Raw genomic sequence first — 23,148 nt, forward strand, 5'->3', positions numbered from 1 at the left:
CCATGGCAGTGGACGGTTCTCAGCTGCCGCTCAGGCGTCGCTGTGGGACAGCCGCCAGGCCGCACCGGCCAGCGCCAGCGCCGTCCAGGCCACGAACACCAGGAAACCCGGACCGGCCGACAGCGTGTGCGGCCCGTGCTGCAGCGAGAACATCGACTCGCCCGCGACACTCGGCAGGTACGGCTGGATCGCGTTGTGCCAGGACGTCGGCAGCAGCGAGATCAGGCCCGGGATCAGCATCAGGGCCCCGACCAGCACGGAGATCGCGCCGGCGACCGACCGCAGCAGTGCGCCGAGGGCGACCCCGATGACGCCGATCAGTGCGAGGTACACGGTTGCCCCGAGCAGGCTCCGCAGCACCCCGCTGCTCGAGATCGTCAGCGCCGCCGGTGTGCTGTGCAGGATCCCGCTGTCCACGAAGAAGGCAACGAACGACCCGACCAGTGCGAGGACCAGCGCCACCACGCCGTACACCGTTGCCTTCGACCACAACACCGGCAACCGGCGCGGGACCGCGGCGAGCGTGGAGCGGATCGCCCCGGTCGAGTACTCGCCCGCGGACACCAGGACGCCGAGCACCCCGAGGGCCAGCTGCGAGATCGGTACGCCGAACAGCGACAGGCTCAACGCGGTCGCGTCCGCGAAGTCCGGGTCCATCGGCCGGCCCGAGGTGAAGGAGTGGTGGTAGCGCCAGGCGGCAATGATGCCGAAGGCAACCAGGAACAGCATCGCCAGTCCGAGCGTGATCCAGGTGGACCGCAACGACCACAGCTTGGTCGACTCCGACTGCAGGACATGCGAACCGGTGACCCGGTACGCCGGTTTCGTGGCGGCTACGGGTTCCTTGTGTGCGATCGCGGTCATGCGGCACGCTCCTCGAGATCGGTCGTGCCGTGGTACACCACGTCGTCGCGGGTGAGGTCCATGAACGCCTGCTCGAGCGACACCTTCACGGTGGTCAGCTCGTACAGCGCGATCCCGTGCTCGGCGGCCCTCGTGCCGATGGAGCGGGCCGGCAGACCGGTGATCTCCAGCTCTTCGGACCCGGCCTGGCCGACGATCTGCACCCCCGGACCGGCCAGCGCGTCCCGCAGCTTCGCCGGGTTCGCGGTCGCCACCCGGACGGCGTCACCGCCCGCCTGCTGGACCAGTTCGTCGACGGTCGTGTCGGCGAGCAGCCGGCCCCGTCCGACGACGATCAACCGGTCCGCGACCAGCGCCATCTCGCTCATCAGGTGCGAGGAGACGAACACCGTCCGCCCCTCGGAGGCGAGCCGGGTGAGCAGGTTGCGGATCCACAGCACGCCTTCCGGGTCCAGCCCGTTGACCGGCTCGTCCAGCATCACGGTCGCCGGATCCCCGAGCAGCGCGCTGGCGATGCCGAGCCGCTGACCCATGCCGAGCGAGAACTGACCTGCCCGCTTCTTCGCGACCGACTGCAGGCCGGTCAGCTCGATCACCTCGTCCACCCGGCGGCGCGGGATGCCGTGCGTCTGCGCCTGGGTGAGCAGGTGGTTGAAGGCGGACCGGCCGGGATGCACCGACTTCGCCTCGAGCAGCGCACCGACCTCCTGCAACGGCGACGAATGGTCCCGGTAGTGCTTGCCGTTCACCGTCACCGACCCGCTGGTGGGCGCGTCCAGTCCGAGGATCATTCGCATCGTCGTCGACTTCCCGGCGCCGTTCGGCCCCAGGAACCCCGTGACGGCGCCCGGCCGGACCGTGAACTCCAGCCCGTCGACCGCCGTCGTCTCGCCGTACCGCTTCGTCAGCTGCCTCGCTTCGATCATGGAGCCAACCTAGGGACCACCGACGGTGGGAACCGTAGTACCGCGGCCCGATCTTCGGACGGCCCGTCGTACCGCGGTACTACGTCGGGCCCGAGGTCCGGTGTCGACCGTGGTCGTTGTTGTGGTTAAGGTAAGGCATGCCTAAGTTTCACGATCGACTTCGCCCCGCCCGGCGGCGCCCGGTCTGGGGTCTGCTGGCGGTCCTCGCGACCGTCGCACTCGCTGCCTGTGGCGGGTCGTCCTCGGGAGCCGAACCGTCCGGATCCGGCCCAGGTTTCGGCACAGGATCCGGCACAGGATCCGGCAAGGAGACCGTGACCGACGTACTCGGCCGCAAGGTCGAGGTCCCGGTCCCGGCCCAGCGGGTGCTGCTCGACGGTGGGCGCCTGCTCTACACGACGTCGCTGCTGAACAAGGCGAACCCGCTGGAGCACATCGTCGGAATGCCCGCCGACCTCGAGCAGAACGACCCGGACACCCTGAACGAGTTCCGGAAGAAGTTCCCCGACATCGACAAGATCCAGCGGATCGGCGACGTCTGGGACGGCTCGTTCTCGCTGGAGGCCGTGCTCAAGCTCCGGCCGGACGTGTTCTTCCTGAGCGCGTCGAGCTACCAGGCGGCGATGGACGCCGGGATCGTCGACCGGCTGCAGAAGGTCGGCGTACCGACCGTGGCCGTGGACTACTTCGACGATCCGCTCAAGAACACCGTGCCGAGTGTCCGCCTGATGGGGACGGTGCTGGGCAAGACGACCGAGGCCGAGGCGTTCGCGACGTACTACGAGTCGGCCGTCGGCACCGTCCGGTCGCGGCTCGACGCCGCCAAGCAGCCGCCCACCCCGACCCTGCTCTGGCGCGCTCCGGGGTACTTCGACTGCTGCTCGAGCTTCTCGAAGTCGAACCTGGCCGAGCTGGTCACGTTCGCCGGCGGCAAGAACCTCGCCGACGAGATCCTCAAGACGCCGCAGGGCACGATCAGCCCGGAGACGGTGCTGACCCGCAATCCCGACGTGATCATCGCGACCGGCGCCAACTGGGTGCCGGGTACTCCGGCCAAGCCCGGGACGTTCGTACCGCTCGGGTACGACGAGACCCCGGCCAAGGCGAGTGCGCAGCTGGCCTCGATCGTCCACAAGCAGGCCGGATTCGATCAGCTGAAGGCGGTCCGGGCGCAGCGGACGTACGTCGTGTGGCACCACTTCTACGACTCGCCGTACAACTTCCTGGCCATCCAGTGGTTCGCGAAATGGCTGCACCCGGACCTGTTCAAGGACATCGACCCGGACGTCGCCATCAGGGAGCTGCACGAGAAGTTCCTGCCGTTGCCGTACCGGGGGACGTTCTGGTCAGAGCTTCCGCGGTGACGTCGGTGACCGCAGTGACCTCGGTGATCGAGGCCGGGCCGGAGGCGATCGCGGCCGAAGTCGTCCGCGATCATGGGATCCAGCAGCGTCGCCGGCGGCTGACGGTCGCCGGTCTGGGACTCCTGCTGCTGGTGGCCGTCGTCGGCGATGTCATGGTCGGTGGCGAGGGGCTGCGACTGGCCGATACCGTACGGGCGCTCTTCACGCCGTGGCATGCGCCGACGATCGACGAGCAGATCGTCTGGAACATCCGGATGCCGATGACCGCGACCGGAGTGCTGGTCGGTGCCGCGCTGGCGCTGGCCGGGGCCGAGATGCAGACGATCCTGAACAACCCGCTGGCCGAGCCGTACACGCTCGGGGTGTCCGCCGCCGCGAGCTTCGGCGCCGCGCTGAGCCTCGTGGCCGGGCTGTCCGCGCTGCCGCTCGGCAGCCTGCTGGGCACGGCCGGGATGGCGTGGGTGTTCGCGATGCTGGCCAGCGCGGTGATCATTGCCTTCAGCATCATTCGGGGTCCGCACACGGAGACGATGGTGCTGCTGGGGATCGCGATGGTGTTCCTGTTCACCGCCCTGCTCAGCCTGCTGCAGTACGTCGCCTCGGACGCGCAGCTGCAGCAGGTGGTGTTCTGGACGCTGGGCAGTCTGAGCCGGGCCAGCTGGCAGCAGGTCGCGATGATGGCGGTGGTGCTCGCGATCGCCGTACCGCTGCTGCTGCGCGCCTCCTGGCAGCTGACGGCGATGCGCCTGGGCGACGACCGGGCCCGTGCGCTCGGCGTCAACGTCGCGAAGGTGCGGATCGTGGTGCTGGCCGGGATCTCGCTGGTCGCGGCGACCGGAGTCGCGATCGCCGGCAGCATCGCGTTCGTCGGCCTGGTCGGGCCGCACGTCGCCCGGATGCTGGTCGGTGAGAACCACCGGCATTTCGTGCCCGCCTCGATGTTCGGCGGTGCGTTGCTGCTGGTCGCGTCGTCGCTGGTCAGCAAGCTCCTGGTACCGGGCGTCATCATCCCGGTCGGGATCATCACCTCGATCGTCGGCGTACCGGTCTTCCTGGGTCTCATCCTCTCCAGACGGCGGCAGCTGTGGGCCTGACCTTGGAGGTGCACGAGCTCGCCTTCGGCTACGGCCGTACGCCGATCCTGCGCGGGGTGACGTTGCCGGCGGTCCGATCGGCCGAGGTGACCGCGGTGATCGGGCCGAACGGCTCCGGCAAGTCGACGCTGCTGCGCTGCATCGCCGGCTTCCACCGGGTCCAGGGCAAGGTCGCCGTGAGCGGCGGCGCGGGCTCGGGAGACATCCTGTACCTGCCCCAGGACCCGCCGCCGCCGAGTTCGATCACGGTATTCGAGGCCGTCATGCTCGCCCTGCGCATCGGACGGTACTCCGGTCCGCAGCGCAGCTACGAGTTGCAGGTGGCGACGACGTTGACGGCGCTCGGCCTGAACACGTTCGCCACCAGGCGGTTGGCCGACCTGTCCGGCGGCCAACGGCAGCTCGTCGGCCTCGCCCAGGCGATGGCCAGGCGGCCGGGGGTCCTGTTGCTCGACGAGCCGACCAGCAACCTGGACCTGAGGAACCAGCTCCAGGTCTTCCGGCTGGTCCGCGACATCGCGACGACCCAGCAGACCGCCGTACTCACCGTGGTGCACGACCTGGCGCTGGCGGCCTGGGTCGCCGATCACGTCGTCGTCCTCGCGAACGGCGTCGTGCATTCGTCCGGGCCGCCCGCCGAGGTCATCACGCCGGAGATGCTGCGCGACGTCTATCAGGTCGCCGGGTCCGTCCATCGCACGCCCGACGGCACCCTGACCGTCGCGGTCACCGACAGCCTCTGACCCGGCCGGGACAGGGCGCCGCACTTGGGGGGACGGCGCCCTGTCGCTCGATCAGCCGAAGGTCTTCAGCAGGGCCGCGACCGCGACCTTCTCGGCGGTCGGGTCCTTCTTCTCGCGGACCGACGTGAACAGCCCGTCGTTCTGGCTGTCGATGAAGCTCCAGGCCTTGCCGTCGAGCGGCTGGAGCTTGGGCTGGTCGTCGTCCCAGGCCTTCTCGTAGGCGTCGACGCCCTGGTTCAGCGCGGCCTGGTCGCCCTTCGCGAGGGCCGTGTTCATGCCCGCCACGATGGTGCGGAAGCTCGCCACGTCGGCGGCGGGGAAGTGCGCCAGTGCCTGCTTCGAGCTCAGGTGCAGGTTCGACGCCGGGTTCGGGCCCTCGCCCTCGGCGGCGGCGTTGGCGTGCGGTTGCGCGGAGGCCCAGTTCAGCACGAAACCGGCGGCGACGGCGGCCGCGGTCATCACGCCGACCATCGGCCACTCGAGGTGCTTGCGGTGGTACTTCGGCGTCCGCTCGCGGTGCTCGTGGCCCTCGATCACGTCGGACTTGGTCATCGTCAGGTACACGACAGTGGCCAGGATCGCGGCCAGGAAGATCAGGCTGGTGACCAGCGTGCCGAGGCCGAGGCCCTTGTCCGGAACCTTCGGGGAGGCGAGCCAGTCGCCCAGGTTCGCGCCCAGCGGGCGGGTCAGGATGTACGCGAGCCAGAACGCCAGCACCGGGTTCGCGCCCATCCGCCAGCAGCCGACGATGATCGCGATCAGCGCCAGCGGCAGGAGCACGGACACACCCGGGCTCCAGCCGGTCAGCTCGAGCGTCCAGTCGCCCGCCGCCGTACCGAGCGCGAAGGTGACCAGCACCGCCAGCCAGTAGAAGGCCTCACGGGGCTTGCTGACGATGCTGTGGATCGACAGCGTGCGTTCGCGCCCCCACCAGATCCCGAACACCACCGCGAGCGCGACGGCGAACACCGAGGTGCTGATCCACAGCGGTACGCCGAGCTGGTCGGTGAGGATGTCGGTGTACAGCGTGCCGGTGACGCTGACGACCACGACGGTCGACCAGTAGGCGGCCGGCTTGTAACGGGACGTGCTGAACTGCCAGATCAGGACGGCCGCGAACACCACGGTGAAGATCACCGCGGTCATGCCCAGCCCGACGCCGAGCTGCATATTAATCCAGTCCGCGAAACTTTCGCCGACGGTCGTGCAGAGAATTTTGATCAGCCAGAACCAGATTGTGACTTCGGGCACCTTGTTCAGCAACACACGAGGTGTCGCTGTGCGGGTTGCGGTGTTGGTAGTCATGCTCCCCACCCTCGCGCGCGCAACCTGCAGACAACCTGACTAGCGCCTCGGGAACCGCACTTCGACGTGGCCGCGGCCGTCGGCGACCGCGCGGACCGTGAGCCCGGTCGCGGTGGCGATCCGGCGGACCACCGCCAGCCCGAGCCCATGGCCCCGGGTACGGCTGTGGCCGGGCGTGAAGACCCGCTCGAGTTCGTCCTCCCGGAAGCCGGGGCCGTCGTCGAGGACGTGGACGACGACGTGGTCGTCGTACGTCTCCGCGGTCAGCGCCGTGCTGCTCCGGGCGTGCCGGGCGGCGTTGTCGAGCAGCGGCGCGAGGACGGCCACCACCACGTCGGCGGGGACCGCCACCTCGAGGTCGGGCGGCAGGTCGAGGTCCACGACCCGGCCTTCCACGACCTGTTCCAGGACCGATGCCAGCCGGCAGCTCGCCTCGCGGGGCATCCGGGAGCGGGCGGCGTCGAGGATCGCGCTGACCGCCGTACTCAGCCGGTCCGTCTCGGTGAGGACCAGTTGCGGGTCGACCTGGGCGCCGGACAGCTCCGCCAGTTGCGCCTCGCCGCGCAGTACGGACATCGGGGTCCGTAGCTCGTGGGCGATCTCGTCGGTCAGCCGGCGTTCGTCGGCGATCGTGTCCGAGACCCGGTCGAGCAGCCGGTCGAAGGTCTGCGCGAGCTCGCCGAACTCGTCCCGCGGCGGCCCCAGCCGGAACCGCCGGTCCGGGTCGTGGTCGCCCCACTCGTCGGCCAGCGCGGACATCCGGCGGACGACGTGCAGCGAGCGGCTGACGCCGACGTACGCGATCACGGCGGCGAGCGCGATCGCGAACGCCCCGAGGATCAGCGACATCACCAGGCTGCGCTGCTCGGAGCTCTCGTACGGCGTGAGGTCCACCATCACGACCACGGTCACGTGCTGCCCCTGGATCGGGAGCGGGACGCCGTACAGCAGGTACTGCGGGGTGGTCACGAACTCGCTCTGGCCGGACCCGCCGAGGCGCTGTACGTCGTCGGAGGTCGACGGGTGCAGGGTGCCGTCGATCAGGTGGCCGTCGGCGTACACCCAGGTGACCGTGTCGAACGCGTCGCCGGCGCCCTCGACCAGGCGGAGCTTCCCGCCGACCACCTCGACCGTCGCGGCGACCGCCTCGGCGCGGGTGCGTGCGAGTGTCCGCGTGTCGGCGTCGGTCGCACGGGTCAGCAGGACGTGACTGAGCACCACGAGCACGGCGACGACGAGCGTCGCGGTCAGTACCGCGAGGGAGACGATCCGTCCGCGGAAACCGGTCAGTCCCATCGGTAGCCGACCCCGCGGACGGTCGCGACCCGCTCCGCGATCCCGAGTCGGTCGAGCTTGACCCGCACCCGGCGCAGGTACGAGTCGAGCGTGTTCTCGCTGACGTACGCCCCGTGCGGCCAGCCCGCCGCGACCAGGGCGTGCCGCCGTACCACCTCACCGGGAACCGAGATCAGCCGCCCGAGCAGCCGGAACTCGGTCGGCGTCAACGACTCCCCGTCATCGCCCCGCCGTACCTCGTGACTCGTCGGATCCAGCATCACCTCGTCGACCGTGACGTTCACCGTCGTCCGCCTGAGCAGCGCCCGGACCCGCAGCAGCAGCTCCGGTACGTCGAACGGCTTGGTCAGGTAGTCGTCGGCGCCCGCCTCGAACCCGCTCACCTTGTGATGCAGCCCACTCAGCGCGGTCAGCATCAGCACCGGCGCATCCACGCCGTGCGCCCGCAACGCCAGGCACACGTCCCGCCCGTCCGCGTCCGGAAGCCCCAGATCGAGGACCACGACGTTCGGCGCCGGCTCCAGCTGCGCCAGCAGCTCCCGGCCGCTGGCAGCGGCAACGACCGAGTGCCCGTCACCTTCCAGCGCCCGCCGCAGCACGCCACGCAACGCACGATCGTCCTCACACACCGCAACTATCGCCACCAAAGCAAACTACCGGCCCGTAGCTGTGCGCCGGCTTAGCGGTACGCCGCGAGCGTGCTCTACCTCGAGGTGTGATGCAGCTTGGGGCGGTTGCGGTGCGGGTGGACGGTCGTGCTGAGGGTGGCAGGCCGGTCAGCGGCTCGGTGGGGGTGCGGTCGACTCGCGGAATATGAGGCGGTTGATCTTCTGTTCCGGCAGCGTCGGGGGCCGGCTCGCCGCGGATCTCGGCCAGTAGCCGCTGGATCGCGGCCCGGCCCTGGGCCTCACGGTCGACGGCGACGGTCGACAGCGACGGGGTGGCGAACCGGCCGATCTCCTCGTCGTCCCAGCCGAACACGCTGAGGTCGCCGGGCACGCTCCACCCGCGGGCGAGCGCGCCGCGCACCACGCCCATCGCGACCACGTCGTTGCCCGCCACCACCGCGGTCACGTCGGTGCCGTCCGGCAGTGCCGTGATCGCGTCGAACCCGCGCTGCGCGGACCAGTCGCCGTCGACGACGCCGGCCGACCGCAGCCCGAGGCGCTCGACGGTCTCCAGGTAGACGCGCTTCCGGTTCCGCGCCGAGGCGAAGTTCTCGATGTCGCCGGAGACGTGCAGGAAGGTCCGGTGCCCGAGGCCGGCCAGGTACTCGATGATCTCCCGGACCGGGGTCGCGTCCGCCAGCTCGGCCAGGCTGTGCAGTTTGTCGTCGTACGCACCGCTCTCGACGATCGGCACCCGGTTCGTCTTCTTGCCCTTGAGGGTGATCGGGGAGAACGCCAGGATGCCCTCGACCTGACCGGATCTGGCCAGCTCGTCGATCCGGGCCGACCGCGCCGCGGGCCCGCCCTCGACGCTGACGATCTCGACCTGGTAGCCGGCCTCGTGCGCGGTCCGGGAGGCCGCGGCGAGCAGCCGGCCGGGGAAGTGCATGCCGTAGGCAAGCACGATCGCGAGCCGGTTGGTGTGCCGGGTGCGCATCGACCGGGCCACCAGATTCGGCCGGTAGTCGAGGGTCTTGACCGCGAACTCCACCTTCACCCGGGTCTTCGGTTTGAGGCTGTCCTTGTCCTGCAGGTAGCGGGACACCGTGGTGTGCGAGACACCGGCCAGGCTGGCCACCTCGTGAATGGTCGCCGGCCGTCTGGATGTCGACTCTGCCACGAACCCCCTCCTTCTCCCCGGGATCATCCGAGGCCCCGCAGCCTATCACCGAGGTCTTGACACCCAAACAATGCTGCGGTTAGCTACCGGCTCAGAAGTGGATCGATCACTTTTTATTCGGACCGCCGACCAGAGGAGAGTCTGTGGGTGAAAAGCGCTCGCTGGCAACGCGTTTGAGGCGTGATTACCCCGTGTTGCTGCTGGCCGTCCCGGGTCTGCTGATAATACTGGCGTTCCAGTATTATCCGCTCTGGGGAAATATCATCTCGTTCCAGGACTATCAGCCGTACCTGGGTGTCGGTAAGAGTCTGTGGTCCGGTTTCCAGAATTTCTCGGTGATCTTCAGTGGTGATCCGGAATTCCTGAACGCGGTCAAGAACACGCTGATTCTGACGCTGATTCAGAGCGTCATCGTGTTCCCGGCGCCGATCGTGGTGGCGCTGGTCCTGCACAGCCTGCTGTCGAACAAGCTCCGGCAGTTCGTGCAGACGATCATCTACCTGCCGCACTTCATGTCCTGGGTGATCGTGGTCGCGATCTTCCAGCAGGTGCTCGGCGGCACCGGGATGATCAACAACTGGCTGCGCAGCCACGGGTACAGCCCGATGCACATCATCGGCAACGTGGAGGCGTTCCGGGCGCTGCTCACCTCGCAGGTGCTGTGGAAGGACACCGGCTGGGCGACGATCCTGTTCCTGGCGGTGCTGTCCCAGATCGACCGCTCGCTGTACGAGGCGTCGGCGGTGGACGGCGCGGGGCGCTGGCGGCAGACCTGGCACGTCACGCTGCCCGGGCTGAAACCGATCATCATCCTGCTGCTGATCCTGAAGCTCGGGGATTCGCTGACCGTCGGGTTCGAGCAGATCATCCTGCAGCAGCAGGCGGTCGGCGTCGACGCCAGCGACGTACTCGACACGTACGTCTACAACAACGGCATCCTCGGCGGCAACTGGGGGGTGGCAGCGGCGGTCGGCCTGGTGAAGAGTGCCGTCGCCCTGGCCCTGGTGCTGTCCGCCAACAAGATCGCCCACCGCCTCGGCGAGGAAGGCGTGTACCGCGGATGAAGACCACATCGCAACGACAGTCCCGCACCATGGTCGGCGGCATGCCGATGCCGGGCGTCACCGAGCGCGCCGTCAAGGCGGTGTTCCTGACCATTATCTGCGCGATCGTCGTGCTCCCGTTCGTCGGCGTGATCTCGACCAGCCTCGCTCCGGCCGAGGAAGTCACCAAGGCCGGCGGGTTCGTGATGTTCCCGACGCGCGGGATCGACTTCACGGCGTACCGTTCGATCCTGTCCGGCGGGACCGTGACGCAGGCGCTGCTGGTCAGCGGCTTCGTCACCGTCGTCGGTACGACGATCGCGGTCGCGCTGACCTGCACCCTCGGGTGGGCGCTGAGCCGCCGCGGCACGGTCGGCAACCGGGCGCTGCTCCTGCTGGTGCTGATCAGCCTGCTGTTCAACCCGGGGCTGATCCCGTCGTACCTGGTGGTCCAGCAGTTCGGTCTGCTGAACAGCCTCTGGGCAGTGATCGTGCCGGTCAGCGTCAGCGCGTTCAACGTGATCGTCGTGCGCTCGTTCTTCGTTGGCCTGCCCAACGAGATCATCGACGCCGCGCGGATCGACGGCGCGTCGGAATGGAAGCTGTTCCGCTACATCGGCCTGCCGCTGTCCAAGGCGGTGATCGCGGTGATCGGCCTGTTCTACGGCGTCGGCTACTGGAACAGCTTCTTCAACGCGATGCTCTACCTCAACGACAGCGCCAAGTGGCCGCTGCAGCTGGTGCTCCGGACGTACGTCGTGAACGGCGTCGAGCTCGGCGGCCAGGACCTCGGGCTCTCGGGTGAGGCGGCACCGCCGCAGACCTCGATCCAGATGGCGATCCTGATGATCTCGGTGGTCCCGATCCTCTGCGTCTACCCGTTCATCCAGCGCCACTTCGCGAAGGGCGTCCTCACCGGCGCCGTCAAGGGCTGACCCCGAAAGTCTTCTCAGAGAGGAACATCCATGAGTGTCTACGATGCGCGGCTCGGCCGCCGGGCCGTCCTCGCCGGTGGTGCGGCGCTCGGGCTGGCCGGCACGGTCGGCTGCTCCAACAACGGCCGCGGTGCGTCGTCAGCGGGTAACGACGAGGCGAGCAAGACCAGGATCCGGCCGGCGTACGAGCGGTACGACGGGGTCAAGCCGGACCTTGCCGGTGCCGAGTACAAGATCCCGGACGCGTTCAACAAGTACCCGGCCGACCCGGTCCAGGCGATCACCCAGGCGCCGGGCGACGGCAAGCCGATCACGGTCACGACGTACACGAACACGCCGATCCCGCCGAAGCTCGAGCAGAACACGTTCTGGCAGGAGTTCAACAAGCGGGTCGGGTCGCCGGTCCAGGTGAACCTGACGCCGTCGGTGGACTACGACAAGAAGTTCGCCACCGTGGTCGCCGGTGACCAGTTGGGCGACATCTTCACGGTCGGCGCGGTGCCGCAGACGCCGCAGATGCTGGCCGCGAAGGCCGTCGACCTGACCGCGCACCTGTCCGGCGACAACGTCAAGAAGTACCCGTACCTGGCGAACCTGCCCGAGCTCGCCTGGAACTCGGGCATCTTCGACGGCAAGATCTACGGCGTCCCGGTTCCGCGCGGCGCGATCAGCTCGCAGGTGATGTACAGCCGCGGCGACATCCTCGCGGCACAGGGTCTGAAGGCGGAGGTGAAGAGCTCGGACGACTTCCTCGAGCTCTGCAAGGCGCTGACGAACAAGAAGCTGAACCGGTTCGCACTGGCCACCGCACCGACCCAGTTCGTGCGGAACATGTTCGACGTCCCGAACACCTGGAGCAAGGACGGCGACAAGCTGGTCAGCTCGCTCGAGCACGAGGCGCAGGAGGAGGTGCTCGGCATCCTGCAGCAGCTCTGGAAGTCGGGCTACATCCACCCGGACGCGTACTCCGGGCAGAACCTGGACATGAAGACCCGGTTCGCGAACGGCTCCAGCCCGCTCGTCCAGGACACCTTCAGCGGCTGGCCGACGTACCTGCAGACGATGACCGACCCGAAGGCGGAGATCGCGATCATCGCGCCGCCGAAGCACGACGGGTCCGGGAAGGGCACGATCTGGCTGGGCGCGCCGGCGATCGGCGTCACCGCGGTCAGCAAGAAGGCCGAGAGCCGGGTCGAGGCGCTGCTCGGGTACCTGAACTTCCTGGCGACGCCGTTCGGCACCCAGGAGTACCTGTTCCGCAAGTTCGGCCTGGCCGGCGTGCACCACAGGCTGGTGAACGGCAACCCGGTGCTGAACGCGAAGGGCTTCAGCGAGGTCCAGCTGGGTCTGATGTACCAGGCGGACGCGCCGTGGACGATCTTCCTGCCCGAGCACGTGGGCAGCGCCGAGAACCAGTTCAACGCGATGAAGGGGGTCGTCCCGACCGCCCTCGACAACCCGGCGGCCGGTCTGTACTCCGAGACCGGCAACCGCAAGAACAAGCAGCTGAACGACGCGATCGGGCAGGTCACCGACGACATCGTGCAGGGCCGCAAGCCGGTATCGGCCTGGGCACCCGCGGTGAAGAAATGGAAGAGTGACGGTGGGGACAAGATCGCCGAGGAACTCGCTCAGGCGCTCAAGTCCTCGCGCTGACCGTCCGAACCGGAACCACCTTTTACGGAAGGAACACCTTGACCTCCAGTCAGCACGTCAGGTTCGCCGCCGTCGGGCTTGACCATTCCCACATCTTCGGTCAGGTCGCCGGCCTGATCCGGGCCGGTGCCGAGTTCGTCGGGATGGCCACCGACGACCCGGCCGCCGCGGTCGCGGTGCAGCTGCGCGAGCGCTACCCCGACGTACCCTTCGCCGACGACCCGGACGAGCTGATCGCCCGGGACGGGATCGACGTGATCGTGACCGCGGCCGTGCCGGACCGGCGCGGGCCGATCGCGGTCGCAGCGCTGCGGGCCGGCAAGGACGTGGTCGCCGACAAGCCCGGCTGCGTCACACTCGACCAGCTCGCCGAGATCGAGCGGGCGGTCGCCGAGACCGGCCGGTTCTGGTCGGTGACGTTCTCCGAGCGGTTCGAGGTGCCGAGCGCGATCAAGGCCGGCGAACTGGTCCGCGAGGGCAGGATCGGCACCGTCGTCCAGACGCTCGGTCTCGGGCCGCACCGGATCGGCGACCGCGCGCACCTGGCCGGCGGCGCGGGCCGTCCAGACTGGTTCTACGACAAGGCGCGGTACGGCGGCATCCTGGCCGACATCGCCTCCCACCAGGTGGACCAGTTCCTCTGGTTCACCGGCGCGAAGACCGCCGAGGTGGTCAGCAGCTCGGTCGGGAACTTCGCCAACCCGGACGACCCGGGCCTGCAGGACTTCGGCGAGATGCTGCTCCGCAGCGAGAACGCCCAGGGCTACATCCGGGTCGACTGGTACACCCCAGCCGGCCTGCCGACCTGGGGTGACGGGCGGCTGCTGATCCTCGGCACCGACGGCTACATCGAGCTGCGCAAGTACATCGACATCGAGGGTCGCGAAGGCGGTAACCACCTGTTCCTGGCGAACCAGGAGGGTACGCAGTACATCGACTGCTCGGACGTCGAGACCTCCTACTACCCGGATCTGATCCACGACGTCCAGCAGCGGACCACCACGGCCGCGCCGCAGGAGCACACGTTCGAGACCATGCGGCTGGCGTTGACGGCCCAGGAGAACGCAGTGCTGCGCGGAGCCGCCCGATGACGGGCGATGTCCTCAAGGTCGCGATCGTCGGGTGCGGCAACATCAGCCGCAGGCACGCCGAGGCCTACGCGAGCACCGGCCGGACGGAGCTCGTCGGTACGGCGGACCTCGACGAGGAGAAGGCACGGACGCTGGCCGAGCGGTTCGGCGGACGCCCGTACGGCAGCCTGACCGAGCTGCTGGCGGCCGAGCAGCCGGACCTGGTCTCGATCGCGACCCCGCCGGAGAGCCACGGCGAGCTCGCGGTCGAGGCGCTGGCGGCCGACATCTCGGTGCTGCTGGAGAAGCCGCCCGTGCTGAGCCTGGAGGAGCTGGACCTGGTCGCCAAGGTCGAGGGGATCAGCGCGGGCTCGGCGTCCGTGGTGTTCCAGCACCGGCACGGTTCCGGGGCGATCCGGGCGCACGACCTGCTCGCCCGCGGTGCGCTCGGCCGGCCGCTGGTCGCGGTCTGCGAGACGTTGTGGTTCCGGCCGACCAGCTACTTCGACCTGGAGTGGCGCGGTACCTGGATCGGCGAGGGCGGCGGCCCGACGCTCGGGCACGGCATCCACCAGATCGACCTGCTGCTGCATCTGCTCGGGCCGTGGAAGACGATCGACGCCACCGCCGTACGGCTGGACCGGCCGGTCGAGTTCGAGGACGTGTCGATGGCGTCGGTGGTGTTCGAGAGCGGCGCGGTGGCGACCGTGATCAACAGCCTGCTGTCGCCGCGGGAGCTGAGCCGGATCCGGATCGACACGGCCGGCGGCACGCTCGAGGTGAACCATGTCTACGGGTACTCCGACAAGGACTGGACGTTCCACCCCGCGCCGGACGCGGCGAAGGCGGCGACCCTCGGCCTGGACCCCGGTGTCCGCAAGGCCGAGGCCGGCGGGTCCGTGGCCGCTACCGACCCGTGGACCGCGTCGGCGGGTGTCGATGTGCCGAGCAACCACGAGGCACAGATCAGCCGCCTGGTCGACGACCTGCTGGCCGGGCGTACCCACAGCACGTCGCTGGCCAGTACGCGGCCGACGATGGAGTTCGTCACCGCGCTGTACGCGTCGGCGATCACCGGCACCCGGGTGCACCGCGCGGAGCTGACACCCGGGCACCGCTTCTACGACATGTTCCACGGCGGCTTCTCGATGACCGAACTCGCCGAGGCGTTCCGCCCCTGACAGGTTCGTGCGGCGTCCGCCCCGGCCCAGCAGGCGATGTCCGCCGGGGCGGCCGCCGCGACTAGCTGCTGGGAACTGGGGCGTGCCAGCCGCGGGCGATCGCGAGTAGGCGCCAGGTGATCGCGACGGCGGCGCCGACCGTGGCGACGGCGGGGGAGGGGAGCGGGAGTTGGTGGCCGATGACGGCGAGGGTGGCGCCGGCTGCGGCGGGGATCGCGTAGAGCTCGCCCGGGCCGAAAACGGTGGGGACGCGGAGGGCGACGACGTCGCGGAGTACGCCGCCGCCGACCGCGGTGACGATGCCGAGGGCGATCGCGGGCAGCGGCCCGAGGCCGTACTCGAGGGCCTTGAGGGCGCCGGCGACACAGAACAGCCCGAGGCCGAACGCGTCGAGGACGTCGACGGTTCGTTCCCGGCGGGCGACGGCCGGGTGGAACCAGAAGGTGGCGAGGGTGGCGACCACCGGGACGAGAAGGTAGCGCCAGTCGGCGAGGGCGGCGGGAGGCGTCGCGCCGATCAGGACGTCACGGATCCATCCGCCGCCCAGCGCGGTCAGGGCCGCCAGCGCCAGCAGTCCGACGATGTCGAGTCGCCGGCGTACGGCCAGCAAGGCGCCGGAGATCGCGAACACGAGCATTCCGGCCAGATCCAGAACGAGCAGCAGAGACGCCATTCGGCCAGGGTCTCAGGAATTCCTGCCGGGACGTGACGGACCTGGCGTCGTGGTCAGGGCTTGCGGCCGACGCCGACCCAGAGGCTGCACATGATGTCGGTGAACTCGCCGCGGTCGACGTACTGCTGGGTTTCGTCGTCCGGGAACCAGCGGAACGGGGACACGACGCCGGGCTCGACCAGCTCGGTGCCCTCGAAGAAGCGGGTCACCTCTTCCTTGCTGCGGACCTGTGCCTCGCCGCCGTCGGCCTTGTAGACGACCATCGCCCGCTCCCACAGCTCCGGCGCGAAGTCCGGCGTGCAGTGCGAGAAGATCAGCAGCGAGCCCGGCGCGAGCGGCTCGACCAGCTGATGGACCAGGTCGTACGGCTTCAGGTGGTCCGGCAGGTAGTGGAAGACGCCGACGATGCTGAGCGCGACCGGCTTGCCGAAGTCGATCAGGTCCTTGACCTCGCCGGACTTCAGGATCGCCTGCGGGTCGGTGACGTCGGCCTCGAGGTACGCCGTCTTCCCCTCCGGCTTGCTGACCAGCAGCGCGCGCGAGTGGGCCAGCACGATCGGGTCGTTGTCGGCGTACACCACGTGCGCCGACGGGATGATCTCCTGGACCACCTCGTGCAGGTTCGGCTCGGTCGGGATGCCGGTGCCGATGTCGAGGAACTGCGTGATGCCCTGCTCCGCGGCGTACTTCGCGGCCCGGTGCATCCACATCCGGTTCGACTGGGCGGCGGTCCGGAACCCCGGGAACGCCTGGAGCAGGTGTTCCGCGGCCTGCCGGTCGGCGGCGAAGTTGTCCTTCCCGCCGAGGAAGTAGTCGTACACCCGGGCCGGGTGCGGCCGGTCAAGGTTCAGCTGGTCGTACATCCCCGGTTCGGCGTCGTGCGATTCGGCCATGAACATCCCATTCGCGGTGCGGTCCAGAACTGAAAGTCATCGTAACCGGCGCACAACTCACCGTGACACCCGGCAGCAAAACCCTACTCCGGCCAGGCGTCACTGCCCCAGTGTCCGGCGCGTCCCGGGAGCACCTTGACCGAAGCTTTGCACCGGGGCCGGCCGGCGTTTCCGGAGTGGCATGCGATAATGATAACGGTTGTCATTTCACTCCGCTCGAAGGTTGGTCGTACCGTGAATCGCAGACTGCTCGTTCTGCCTGCTGTTGTCGCCGCTGTGGCCCTCGGGGTCAGTGCCTGCTCGTCGGGGGACGCCGCTCCGGCGGCCGCCGGGAAGATCAAGGTGGTGGCGTCCACCGATGTCTGGGGTGACCTGGCCGCCGGCGTCGGCGGCGGCAAGGTCGAGGTGACCTCGATCATCAACAGCCCGGGAGCCGACCCGCACGAGTTCGAGGCCAATACCCGGAACCAGGCGGCCCTGGCCGGTGCCGCGGTGGTGATCGAGAACGGCGGCGGGTACGACGACTTCATGGACCGGATGCTGAAGACCGCGAAGAACTCGTCGGCGACCCTGCTGAACGCGGTCACCATCTCCGGCAAGAAGGCGGCCGCGGGCGAGGCGCTCAACGAGCACGTCTGGTACGACTTCCCGACGGTCGCGAAGGTCGTCGACCAGCTCCAGCAGGCGTACGCGAAGGCCGCGCCGGCGGACGCGTCGACGTTCCAGCAGAACGCCACCGCGCTGAAGCAGAAGATCGACGGCCTGGTGAAGCAGGAGGCGACGCTCAAGGCGAAGTACGCCGGGCAGCCGGTCGCCATCACCGAGCCCGTACCGCTGTACCTGCTCGACGCGGTCGGCCTGCAGAACAAGACGCCCGCCGAGTTCAGCAAGGCGATCGAGGAGGGCAGCGACGTACCGGTCAAGGTCCTGAACGCGACGCTGCAGCTGTACAGCAAGCACGAGGTGAAGCTGCTCGCGTACAACGAGCAGACCAGCGGCCCGCAGACCGAGAGGCTGCTCAACGCCGCCAAGCAGAACAACATCCCGGTGGTGCCCGTCACCGAGACGCTCCCGAGCGGCAAGGACTACATCGCCTGGATGACCGCCAACCTCGACGCGGTCGGCGCCGCGCTCGGGCGATGAGCGTCGTCCTCACCCTGGAGCAGGCCGCGCTCGGCTTCGGGTCCCGCACCCTCTGGGACGGCCTCGACCTGCAGGTGCACAGCGGCGAGCTGATCGCCGTACTGGGCGCCAACGGGTCCGGCAAGTCCAGTCTGCTCAAGGTGATCCTCGGACAGACCCGGCTCCGGTCCGGTTCCGCGACGCTCCTCGGTACGCCGGTACGTCGGGGTGACCGGCGGATCGGGTACATCCCGCAGCAACGGCTCGCGGAGGACGGCGCACCGCTGCGTGGCCGGGACCTCGTCGCGCTCGGCGTGGACGGGCACCGGTGGGGCGTGCCGATCCCGTCGCGGCGACGTCGGCAGCGGGTGAATCAGCTGCTCTCGTCCGTCGGGGCCGAGGCGTACGCGTCCACCCCGTTGTCGTCGTTGTCGGGCGGTGAGCAGCAACGGCTGCGGATCGCGCAGGCGCTGGCGGCCGAGCCGCGGCTGCTGCTGTGCGACGAGCCGTTGCTGTCGCTGGACCTGCCGCATCAACGGCTGGTCAGCGATCTCGTCGACGACGCCCGCCGGCGGCTCGACCTCGGCGTACTGTTCGTCACCCACGACATCAACCCGATCCTGGACAAGGTGGACCGGCTGCTCTACATCGCCAACCACCGGTTCCGGATCGGTACGCCGGACGAGGTGCTGACCACCGAAGTACTGAGTGAGCTGTACGACGCACCGGTCGAGGTCATCCGGCACAACGGGCGGATCCTGGTCGCGGGCGTGCCGGACCACGACCCGTACCACCATCCCGAACAGGCCGGTGCGCGATGATCGCCCTGGACAGCATCTGGTCGCAGATCTTCAACTTCTCCGGGTACGGGGAACTGCTGCCGTTGCTGAGGAACTCGATCATCGCGTGCGTCGTGCTCGGCGTCGTCGGCGGGCTGATCGGGGTGTTCGTGATGATGCGCGACATGGCGTTCGCGGTGCACGGCGTCAGCGAGCTGTCGTTCGCCGGCGCGGCGGCCGGGCTGCTGTTCGGCGTCAGCGTCGTCACCGGGGCGCTCGTCGGATCGCTGGTCGCGGCGCTGCTGATCGGCGTACTGGGTGCTCGTGCGCGGGACCGCAACTCGGTCACCGCGGTGCTGATGCCGTTTGGCCTCGGGCTCGGCATCCTGTGCCTCGGCCTGTACCACGGGCGCGCGGCGAACAAGTTCGGCCTGCTCACCGGGCAGATCGTGGCGATCGACGACCCGCAGATCAAGTCGCTGATCGCGATCTCCGTCGTGGTCGCCGTCGGACTGGTCCTGGTCTGGAGACCGTTGCTCTTCGCAAGCACCGACGCCGACGTCGCCGCCGCGCGCGGTGTCCCGGTCGGCGTACTGTCGATCGTCTTCATGATCCTGCTCGGCCTCGCGGTCGCGGTCTCGGTACAGATCGTCGGAGCGCTGCTCGTCCTCTCGCTCCTCGTCACCCCGGCCGCCGCAGCCCTCCGGGTCTCGTCGTCACCGGTCGTCGTCCCGCTGCTCAGCATCGCGTTCGCCGTCACCGCGTCCGTGGGCGGAATCCTCCTGTCCGCAGGCAGTTCGGTGCCGATCAGCCCGTACATCACCACGATCTCGTTCACCATCTACGTCTTGTGCCGCCTGGCGCCCTCTAAGCTGGCTCGGTGAATCATCGGTCCGATCTGTCGGCGTTGCTCCGGAGCGGGCGCGGCACGGAGTTGCTGCTGTACGGGATGACGCCGCCCCGGCAGTCGATCGCCCCGGACGCGCTCGAACGCTTCACCGCGGTGACGCGGACCCGGCTCGAGCAGCTCGACATCGATGCGCTGATCCTCTACGACATCGACGACGAGGCACAGCGGACGCCGGACGAGCGGCCGTTCCCGTTCAGCCCGACGATGGACCCGGCGGACTTCCTGGCCGACCACCTGTCCTGGTGGGACCGGCCGACGATCGTGTACCGCTCGGTCGGCAAGTACAGCGAGGCCGAGCTGGACTCGTGGGTACGGCGTCCCTCGGACCAGCTCGGCACGGTGATGGTCGGCGCACCGACGAGCTCCGCCGACGTACGAACGACGCTGCCCGCCGCGTACGACCTGTGGCAGCGGTCCGGGTCGGCGCTGCCGCTCGGCGGTGTGACGATCCCCGAGCGGCACTCGTCCCGCCAGGACGAGCACCACCGGCTGCTCCGGAAGCAGCACAGTGGATGCTCGTTCTTCGTCACCCAGGTCATCTACGACGTCAGCGCCGCGATGGACCTGGCCTCCGACTACCTGTACCTCTGCCGCGAACGGAACGTCGAGCCGGTCCCGATCGTGTTCACGCTCTCGATCTGCGGCTCGGTGAAGACCCTGGAGTTCCTCGCCTGGCTCGGCGTCCGCGTCCCCCGCTGGCTCCGCAACGAACTCGTCCACGCCACCGACCCGGTCGCCGACTCGTACGCCCACTGCGTCACGATCGCCCGCACCCTCTCGACGTACTGCCGCGACCGCGACCTCCCCTTCGGCTTCAACGTCGAAAGCGTCTCCACCCGCCGGATCGAGAACGACGCAAGCATCAACCTGGTCAAGGAACTCCGCACGTTCGTCGGCTGAGCGGTTCGGTCGCTGAGCGGTTCGGTTGACGTGCCGGGGCGGGATCCGTACGCTCCCAGACAGTGACGGCGCAAGGAAGCCGATGGGAATTCGGCACGGTCGCGCCACTGTGAGCCGGTCGCCTTCGGGTGCCGGCGAGTCAGATACTTCGCCGTCGCGACGCTCCACTGGTAGCGGGACGCAGGATCCCCTGAAGGAGGCTTCACGTGAGTAATCTGTCTGCCCAGACGACTGTACCGACGACCACGTCGACCACGATCGTTCTTCCGGTGTCGAAGGCCGTGCTCTGGCTGGTCGGTACCGCGGTCCTGGCGCTCCTGGCGTACTACTTCATCGGCGTCGACCAGGGTGCGTACTCGATCTTCGGCAAGGACATGCACATCCACGAGTTCGTGCACGACGCGCGGCACTTCCTCGGCTTTCCCTGCCACTGACTGCCACTGATATGGAACGGCAACTGATCCTCCGCGGCCTGCTGGCCGGCGGAGCCGGTGGCCTGGTCGCGTTCGTGTTCGCGCGGATCTTCGCCGAGCCGCAGATCCAGGCCGCGATCGACTACGAGAGCGGCCGGTCCGCCGCCCAGCAGACCCTGGACAAGGCGGCCGGACTGCCGGTCGAGGCGGCCGAGCCGGACCTGTTCAGCCGGACGCTGCAGGCGAACGTCGGAATCGGCCTCGGCATGATCCTGTTCGGGATCGCGATGGGCGCGCTGTTCGCGGTCGCGTACACGATCTGCCTCGGCCGGGTCGGCAAGCTCCGGCCGCGGACGCTGGCGATGCTGGTCGCGGTCGGCGGTTTCCTCGGGATCTACTTCGTACCGTTCCTGAAGTACCCGGCGAACCCGCCGGCGATCGGCCACGAGGAGACCATCCACGACCGCGGCAACCTCTACCTGCTGATGGTGTTCTGCTCGCTGGTCCTCCTGGTCGGTGCCGTTGCCCTGGGCAAGCGCCTGACGCCGCGCCTCGGCAACTGGAACGCGACTCTGCTGGCGATTGCGGCGTACGTCGTGGTGATCGGTGTCCTGATGGCCGTCCTGCCGTCGCTCGGGCAGCTCGCGGCCAACGTGCAGGAGTACGGCCGGCACGCGACGGAGACCCCGCTGCCGCTGACCGACGACAAGGGCACGATCGTGTACCCGGGCTTCGACGCGGACCGGCTGTACGCGTTCCGGTTGTACTCCGTCGGCGCGCAGGTCCTGCTCTGGGGCGTGATCGGCCTGGTGTTCGGCCTACTCGCCGACCGCCTGCTCCGGCCGCGGACGGCCACCCCGGTGGCGAGTACGGTGTGACACTCCTCGACCGGATCGCCGGCCTGGGACCGTTCTTCGGAGTCGCGCAACACACCGACCCGTCGCCGGAGCCGCCCTGGCGCCGCATGTCCGAGATCGTGGACGATCCGTCGGTCCTGGAGGACCGCGTCGCCCAGACGCGGGCCTACCTGGGCGCGGTGAGCGGCCAGGAAACCGAGGCGATCGAAGTACGCGTGGCCGCATCGGTAACCCACCTCGGCCTGGTCGCCCGCCTGATCTCACCGGCGCTGGCATCCGCCGTACTGGAGCGCCGCGTCCCGATCCTCGCCCTCGACCAGCTCCACTGGCAGCCGATCCTCGGCGGAGCGTTCCCGCTCTCCTTGCCGCCGATCCCTCCAGCTGGTGGAGATCTGTACCGGGAACTCTTCGACGGCCCCATCCCCGCGATCGCGCAAGCCTTCCAGCTCTCGGACCACATCCTCACCGGCAACGTGGCCTCAGCCGTCAACGGCGCAGCCACCGCCATGGCGAACGCCGACCCGACCCTCGCCGACCCCGCCCGTACCCTCGCAGCCCAGCTCCTCGCCACCCCACCCCTCCGCGACGCCCACACCACCAACCCGTTCCGCCGCCGCAGCTGCTGCCTCATCTACCGCGCGGCCCGCGACCACAACGGCCCCCTCTGCGGCGACTGCGTCCTCGCCGCTCAGTCGAGGTAGCCGGTTGCCGGGTTGATGCCGGAGAGGAAGTCGCCGATGGCGCGGTGGTGGTCGGCGTCGGTTCTGGTGTGGTCGGAGGATCCGGACTCGGTGAAGCCGTAGCCGGGGTTGGGCCCGGTCAGCCAGGTGTAGTCGAACGTGCCCGGGTGACCCTCGCGGGTGGACACCTCGAACCGTTCGCCGTCGACCTCCAGCGTCCGGCTGACGGATGCCTGGAAGCGGATCAGGTACCCGTCCGGATCGGTGACGAGGAACTGCTCGACACCGACGTCACCGTGGTCGGTCCGGTACCACTTGATCTCGGGCTCCATGAACAACGGCCGTCCGGCCCGGCGCAGCGACTCCACGATCGGCGCGATCGACGGTACGGCGACCTGCAGATTGACGCCCCGCCCCAACGGCCGCTCCAGCGCCGCGGTCACCCAGTTCCGCCCGGCCCCGACCTCCTCGAGCATCACATGCGCCCCGCCGAGTACGACGTACGCGAACCCCTCCTCGGGCCGCTCGTACCGGATCTCGAACCCGCACACCCCACACCAGAACTCGGTGCTCACAGCAACCGACCCGACAAGCAACTCCGGAACAAGCGCAGGATCCATTACCCCATCCTGTCACCCGGGCGGCGGCAACCGAAT

The 23,148-nt window shown here is 69.0% G+C and carries 24 protein-coding genes and 1 riboswitch; of the genes, 15 read left to right on the plus strand and 9 right to left on the minus strand.

The annotated features are described in order from the left end of the window. Positions 1-30: 30 nt before the first annotated feature. Together JOF29_RS33990 and JOF29_RS33995 are read right to left on the minus strand one after the other, a co-directional pair. Positions 31-864 carry a hypothetical protein gene (locus JOF29_RS33990; protein WP_209698463.1) on the minus strand — a complete coding sequence of 278 codons (834 nt, stop codon included), beginning with the start codon at positions 862-864 and terminating at the stop codon, positions 31-33. After that, positions 861-1,790 (minus strand): ABC transporter ATP-binding protein, encoded by a 930-nt coding sequence (locus JOF29_RS33995; RefSeq protein WP_209698464.1) that lies wholly within the window; start codon positions 1,788-1,790, stop codon positions 861-863. The genes JOF29_RS33990 and JOF29_RS33995 overlap by 4 nt, the downstream gene beginning before the upstream one ends. A gap of 137 nt (positions 1,791-1,927) precedes the next feature. Between JOF29_RS33995 and JOF29_RS34000 the strand changes: the two genes are divergently transcribed. Genes JOF29_RS34000 through JOF29_RS34010 form a run of 3 tightly spaced genes read left to right on the plus strand, consistent with a single transcriptional unit; the run spans position 1,928 to position 4,991 of the window. Next, positions 1,928-3,154, plus strand: coding sequence for an ABC transporter substrate-binding protein (locus tag JOF29_RS34000; RefSeq protein WP_209698465.1), 1,227 nt, complete (start codon positions 1,928-1,930; stop codon positions 3,152-3,154). Between the two features lie 5 nt (positions 3,155-3,159). Continuing rightward, on the plus strand, positions 3,160-4,248 hold the full coding sequence (locus JOF29_RS34005; protein WP_209698466.1) for a FecCD family ABC transporter permease: 1,089 nt from the start codon (positions 3,160-3,162) through the stop codon (positions 4,246-4,248). After that, the gene (locus JOF29_RS34010; protein WP_209698467.1) at positions 4,239-4,991 is read left to right on the plus strand and encodes an ABC transporter ATP-binding protein; all 753 of its coding nucleotides are present in this window, start codon (positions 4,239-4,241) and stop codon (positions 4,989-4,991) included. Before JOF29_RS34005 ends, JOF29_RS34010 begins: the two co-directional genes overlap by 10 nt. A 51-nt stretch (positions 4,992-5,042) precedes the next feature. Here JOF29_RS34010 and JOF29_RS34015 read toward each other — a convergent pair whose 3' ends face one another. Genes JOF29_RS34015 through JOF29_RS34030 form a run of 4 tightly spaced genes read right to left on the minus strand, consistent with a single transcriptional unit; the run spans position 5,043 to position 9,380 of the window. Continuing rightward, complete coding sequence (locus JOF29_RS34015; RefSeq protein WP_209698468.1) at positions 5,043-6,296, minus strand: COG4705 family protein; 1,254 nt, start codon at positions 6,294-6,296, stop codon at positions 5,043-5,045. A 39-nt stretch (positions 6,297-6,335) separates the two neighbouring features. Continuing rightward, positions 6,336-7,592, minus strand: a complete 1,257-nt coding sequence (locus tag JOF29_RS34020; protein ID WP_209698469.1) for a HAMP domain-containing sensor histidine kinase — start codon at positions 7,590-7,592, stop codon at positions 6,336-6,338. Continuing rightward, complete coding sequence (locus JOF29_RS34025; RefSeq protein ID WP_209698470.1) at positions 7,583-8,236, minus strand: response regulator transcription factor; 654 nt, start codon at positions 8,234-8,236, stop codon at positions 7,583-7,585. The genes JOF29_RS34020 and JOF29_RS34025 overlap by 10 nt, the downstream gene beginning before the upstream one ends. Further along, positions 8,214-9,380 (minus strand): LacI family DNA-binding transcriptional regulator, encoded by a 1,167-nt coding sequence (locus JOF29_RS34030; protein WP_209698471.1) that lies wholly within the window; start codon positions 9,378-9,380, stop codon positions 8,214-8,216. The genes JOF29_RS34025 and JOF29_RS34030 overlap by 23 nt, the downstream gene beginning before the upstream one ends. Positions 9,381-9,571: 191 nt before the next feature. On the opposite strand from JOF29_RS34030, the gene JOF29_RS34035 reads away from it, so the two are divergent. From JOF29_RS34035 to JOF29_RS34055, 5 genes are read left to right on the plus strand one after another with little or no spacing between them, the layout of a single operon-like run. Then, a complete protein-coding gene (locus JOF29_RS34035; RefSeq protein WP_307863826.1) occupies positions 9,572-10,444 on the plus strand; it encodes an ABC transporter permease in 873 nt (290 codons plus the stop codon). After that, positions 10,441-11,358 (plus strand): carbohydrate ABC transporter permease, encoded by a 918-nt coding sequence (locus JOF29_RS34040; RefSeq protein WP_209698472.1) that lies wholly within the window; start codon positions 10,441-10,443, stop codon positions 11,356-11,358. Before JOF29_RS34035 ends, JOF29_RS34040 begins: the two co-directional genes overlap by 4 nt. 30 nt (positions 11,359-11,388) lie before the next feature. Then, the gene (locus JOF29_RS34045) at positions 11,389-13,014 is read left to right on the plus strand and encodes an extracellular solute-binding protein (RefSeq protein WP_209698473.1); all 1,626 of its coding nucleotides are present in this window, start codon (positions 11,389-11,391) and stop codon (positions 13,012-13,014) included. Positions 13,015-13,052: 38 nt separating this feature from the next. Next, complete coding sequence (locus JOF29_RS34050) at positions 13,053-14,105, plus strand: Gfo/Idh/MocA family protein (protein WP_209698474.1); 1,053 nt, start codon at positions 13,053-13,055, stop codon at positions 14,103-14,105. Beyond that, positions 14,102-15,265 carry a Gfo/Idh/MocA family protein gene (locus JOF29_RS34055; RefSeq protein ID WP_209698475.1) on the plus strand — a complete coding sequence of 388 codons (1,164 nt, stop codon included), beginning with the start codon at positions 14,102-14,104 and terminating at the stop codon, positions 15,263-15,265. The genes JOF29_RS34050 and JOF29_RS34055 overlap by 4 nt, the downstream gene beginning before the upstream one ends. A gap of 61 nt (positions 15,266-15,326) precedes the next feature. Here JOF29_RS34055 and JOF29_RS34060 read toward each other — a convergent pair whose 3' ends face one another. Together JOF29_RS34060 and JOF29_RS34065 are read right to left on the minus strand one after the other, a co-directional pair. Beyond that, positions 15,327-15,938, minus strand: a complete 612-nt coding sequence (locus JOF29_RS34060) for a trimeric intracellular cation channel family protein (RefSeq protein ID WP_209698476.1) — start codon at positions 15,936-15,938, stop codon at positions 15,327-15,329. Between the two features lie 53 nt (positions 15,939-15,991). Then, the gene (locus tag JOF29_RS34065) at positions 15,992-16,831 is read right to left on the minus strand and encodes an SAM-dependent methyltransferase (protein WP_245359724.1); all 840 of its coding nucleotides are present in this window, start codon (positions 16,829-16,831) and stop codon (positions 15,992-15,994) included. 234 nt (positions 16,832-17,065) lie between these two features. Between JOF29_RS34065 and JOF29_RS34070 the strand changes: the two genes are divergently transcribed. From JOF29_RS34070 to JOF29_RS45695, 7 genes are all read left to right on the plus strand, one after another. Next, the gene (locus JOF29_RS34070) at positions 17,066-17,974 is read left to right on the plus strand and encodes a metal ABC transporter solute-binding protein, Zn/Mn family (protein WP_209698477.1); all 909 of its coding nucleotides are present in this window, start codon (positions 17,066-17,068) and stop codon (positions 17,972-17,974) included. Further along, complete coding sequence (locus tag JOF29_RS34075) at positions 17,971-18,774, plus strand: metal ABC transporter ATP-binding protein (RefSeq protein ID WP_209698478.1); 804 nt, start codon at positions 17,971-17,973, stop codon at positions 18,772-18,774. Before JOF29_RS34070 ends, JOF29_RS34075 begins: the two co-directional genes overlap by 4 nt. Further along, entirely contained in the window at positions 18,771-19,616 is an 846-nt protein-coding gene (locus JOF29_RS34080) for a metal ABC transporter permease (protein ID WP_209698479.1), read from the plus strand. Before JOF29_RS34075 ends, JOF29_RS34080 begins: the two co-directional genes overlap by 4 nt. After that, complete coding sequence (locus tag JOF29_RS34085) at positions 19,613-20,542, plus strand: methylenetetrahydrofolate reductase (protein WP_307863827.1); 930 nt, start codon at positions 19,613-19,615, stop codon at positions 20,540-20,542. Before JOF29_RS34080 ends, JOF29_RS34085 begins: the two co-directional genes overlap by 4 nt. Positions 20,543-20,565: 23 nt before the next feature. Further along, a riboswitch (cobalamin riboswitch) is annotated at positions 20,566-20,711 on the plus strand. Positions 20,712-20,748: 37 nt separating this feature from the next. Further along, entirely contained in the window at positions 20,749-20,976 is a 228-nt protein-coding gene (locus tag JOF29_RS34090; RefSeq protein WP_307863828.1) for a CbtB domain-containing protein, read from the plus strand. Between the two features lie 11 nt (positions 20,977-20,987). After that, the gene (locus JOF29_RS34095; protein WP_209698480.1) at positions 20,988-21,833 is read left to right on the plus strand and encodes a CbtA family protein; all 846 of its coding nucleotides are present in this window, start codon (positions 20,988-20,990) and stop codon (positions 21,831-21,833) included. Beyond that, positions 21,830-22,513: a (2Fe-2S)-binding protein gene (locus JOF29_RS45695; protein WP_209698481.1), complete on the plus strand. Its 684-nt coding sequence runs from the start codon at positions 21,830-21,832 to the stop codon at positions 22,511-22,513. Before JOF29_RS34095 ends, JOF29_RS45695 begins: the two co-directional genes overlap by 4 nt. Here the strand turns inward: JOF29_RS45695 and JOF29_RS34105 are convergent. After that, a complete protein-coding gene (locus tag JOF29_RS34105) occupies positions 22,501-23,112 on the minus strand; it encodes a bleomycin resistance protein (protein WP_209698482.1) in 612 nt (203 codons plus the stop codon). The genes JOF29_RS45695 and JOF29_RS34105 overlap by 13 nt on opposite strands. Positions 23,113-23,148 lie beyond the last annotated feature (36 nt).

Source organism: Kribbella aluminosa, assembly GCF_017876295.1.
Classification (GTDB): Bacteria; Actinomycetota; Actinomycetes; order Propionibacteriales; family Kribbellaceae; genus Kribbella; species Kribbella aluminosa.

Bases quoted from the DNA above. Each gene is read 5' to 3' on its own strand.
- JOF29_RS34095 (WP_209698480.1), top strand. From the start codon at position 20,988: ATGGAACGGCAACTGATCCTCCGCGGCCTGCTGGCCGGCGGAGCCGGT.
- JOF29_RS33990 (WP_209698463.1), bottom strand. From the start codon at position 864: ATGACCGCGATCGCACACAAGGAACCCGTAGCCGCCACGAAACCGGCG.
- JOF29_RS33995 (WP_209698464.1), bottom strand. From the start codon at position 1,790: ATGATCGAAGCGAGGCAGCTGACGAAGCGGTACGGCGAGACGACGGCG.
- JOF29_RS34020 (WP_209698469.1), bottom strand. From the start codon at position 7,592: ATGGGACTGACCGGTTTCCGCGGACGGATCGTCTCCCTCGCGGTACTG.
- JOF29_RS34080 (WP_209698479.1), top strand. From the start codon at position 18,771: ATGATCGCCCTGGACAGCATCTGGTCGCAGATCTTCAACTTCTCCGGG.
- JOF29_RS34060 (WP_209698476.1), bottom strand. From the start codon at position 15,938: ATGGCGTCTCTGCTGCTCGTTCTGGATCTGGCCGGAATGCTCGTGTTC.
- JOF29_RS34015 (WP_209698468.1), bottom strand. From the start codon at position 6,296: ATGACTACCAACACCGCAACCCGCACAGCGACACCTCGTGTGTTGCTG.
- JOF29_RS34075 (WP_209698478.1), top strand. From the start codon at position 17,971: ATGAGCGTCGTCCTCACCCTGGAGCAGGCCGCGCTCGGCTTCGGGTCC.
- JOF29_RS34045 (WP_209698473.1), top strand. From the start codon at position 11,389: ATGAGTGTCTACGATGCGCGGCTCGGCCGCCGGGCCGTCCTCGCCGGT.
- JOF29_RS34000 (WP_209698465.1), top strand. From the start codon at position 1,928: ATGCCTAAGTTTCACGATCGACTTCGCCCCGCCCGGCGGCGCCCGGTC.
- JOF29_RS34055 (WP_209698475.1), top strand. From the start codon at position 14,102: ATGACGGGCGATGTCCTCAAGGTCGCGATCGTCGGGTGCGGCAACATC.
- JOF29_RS34040 (WP_209698472.1), top strand. From the start codon at position 10,441: ATGAAGACCACATCGCAACGACAGTCCCGCACCATGGTCGGCGGCATG.
- JOF29_RS34065 (WP_245359724.1), bottom strand. From the start codon at position 16,831: ATGGCCGAATCGCACGACGCCGAACCGGGGATGTACGACCAGCTGAAC.
- JOF29_RS34105 (WP_209698482.1), bottom strand. From the start codon at position 23,112: ATGGATCCTGCGCTTGTTCCGGAGTTGCTTGTCGGGTCGGTTGCTGTG.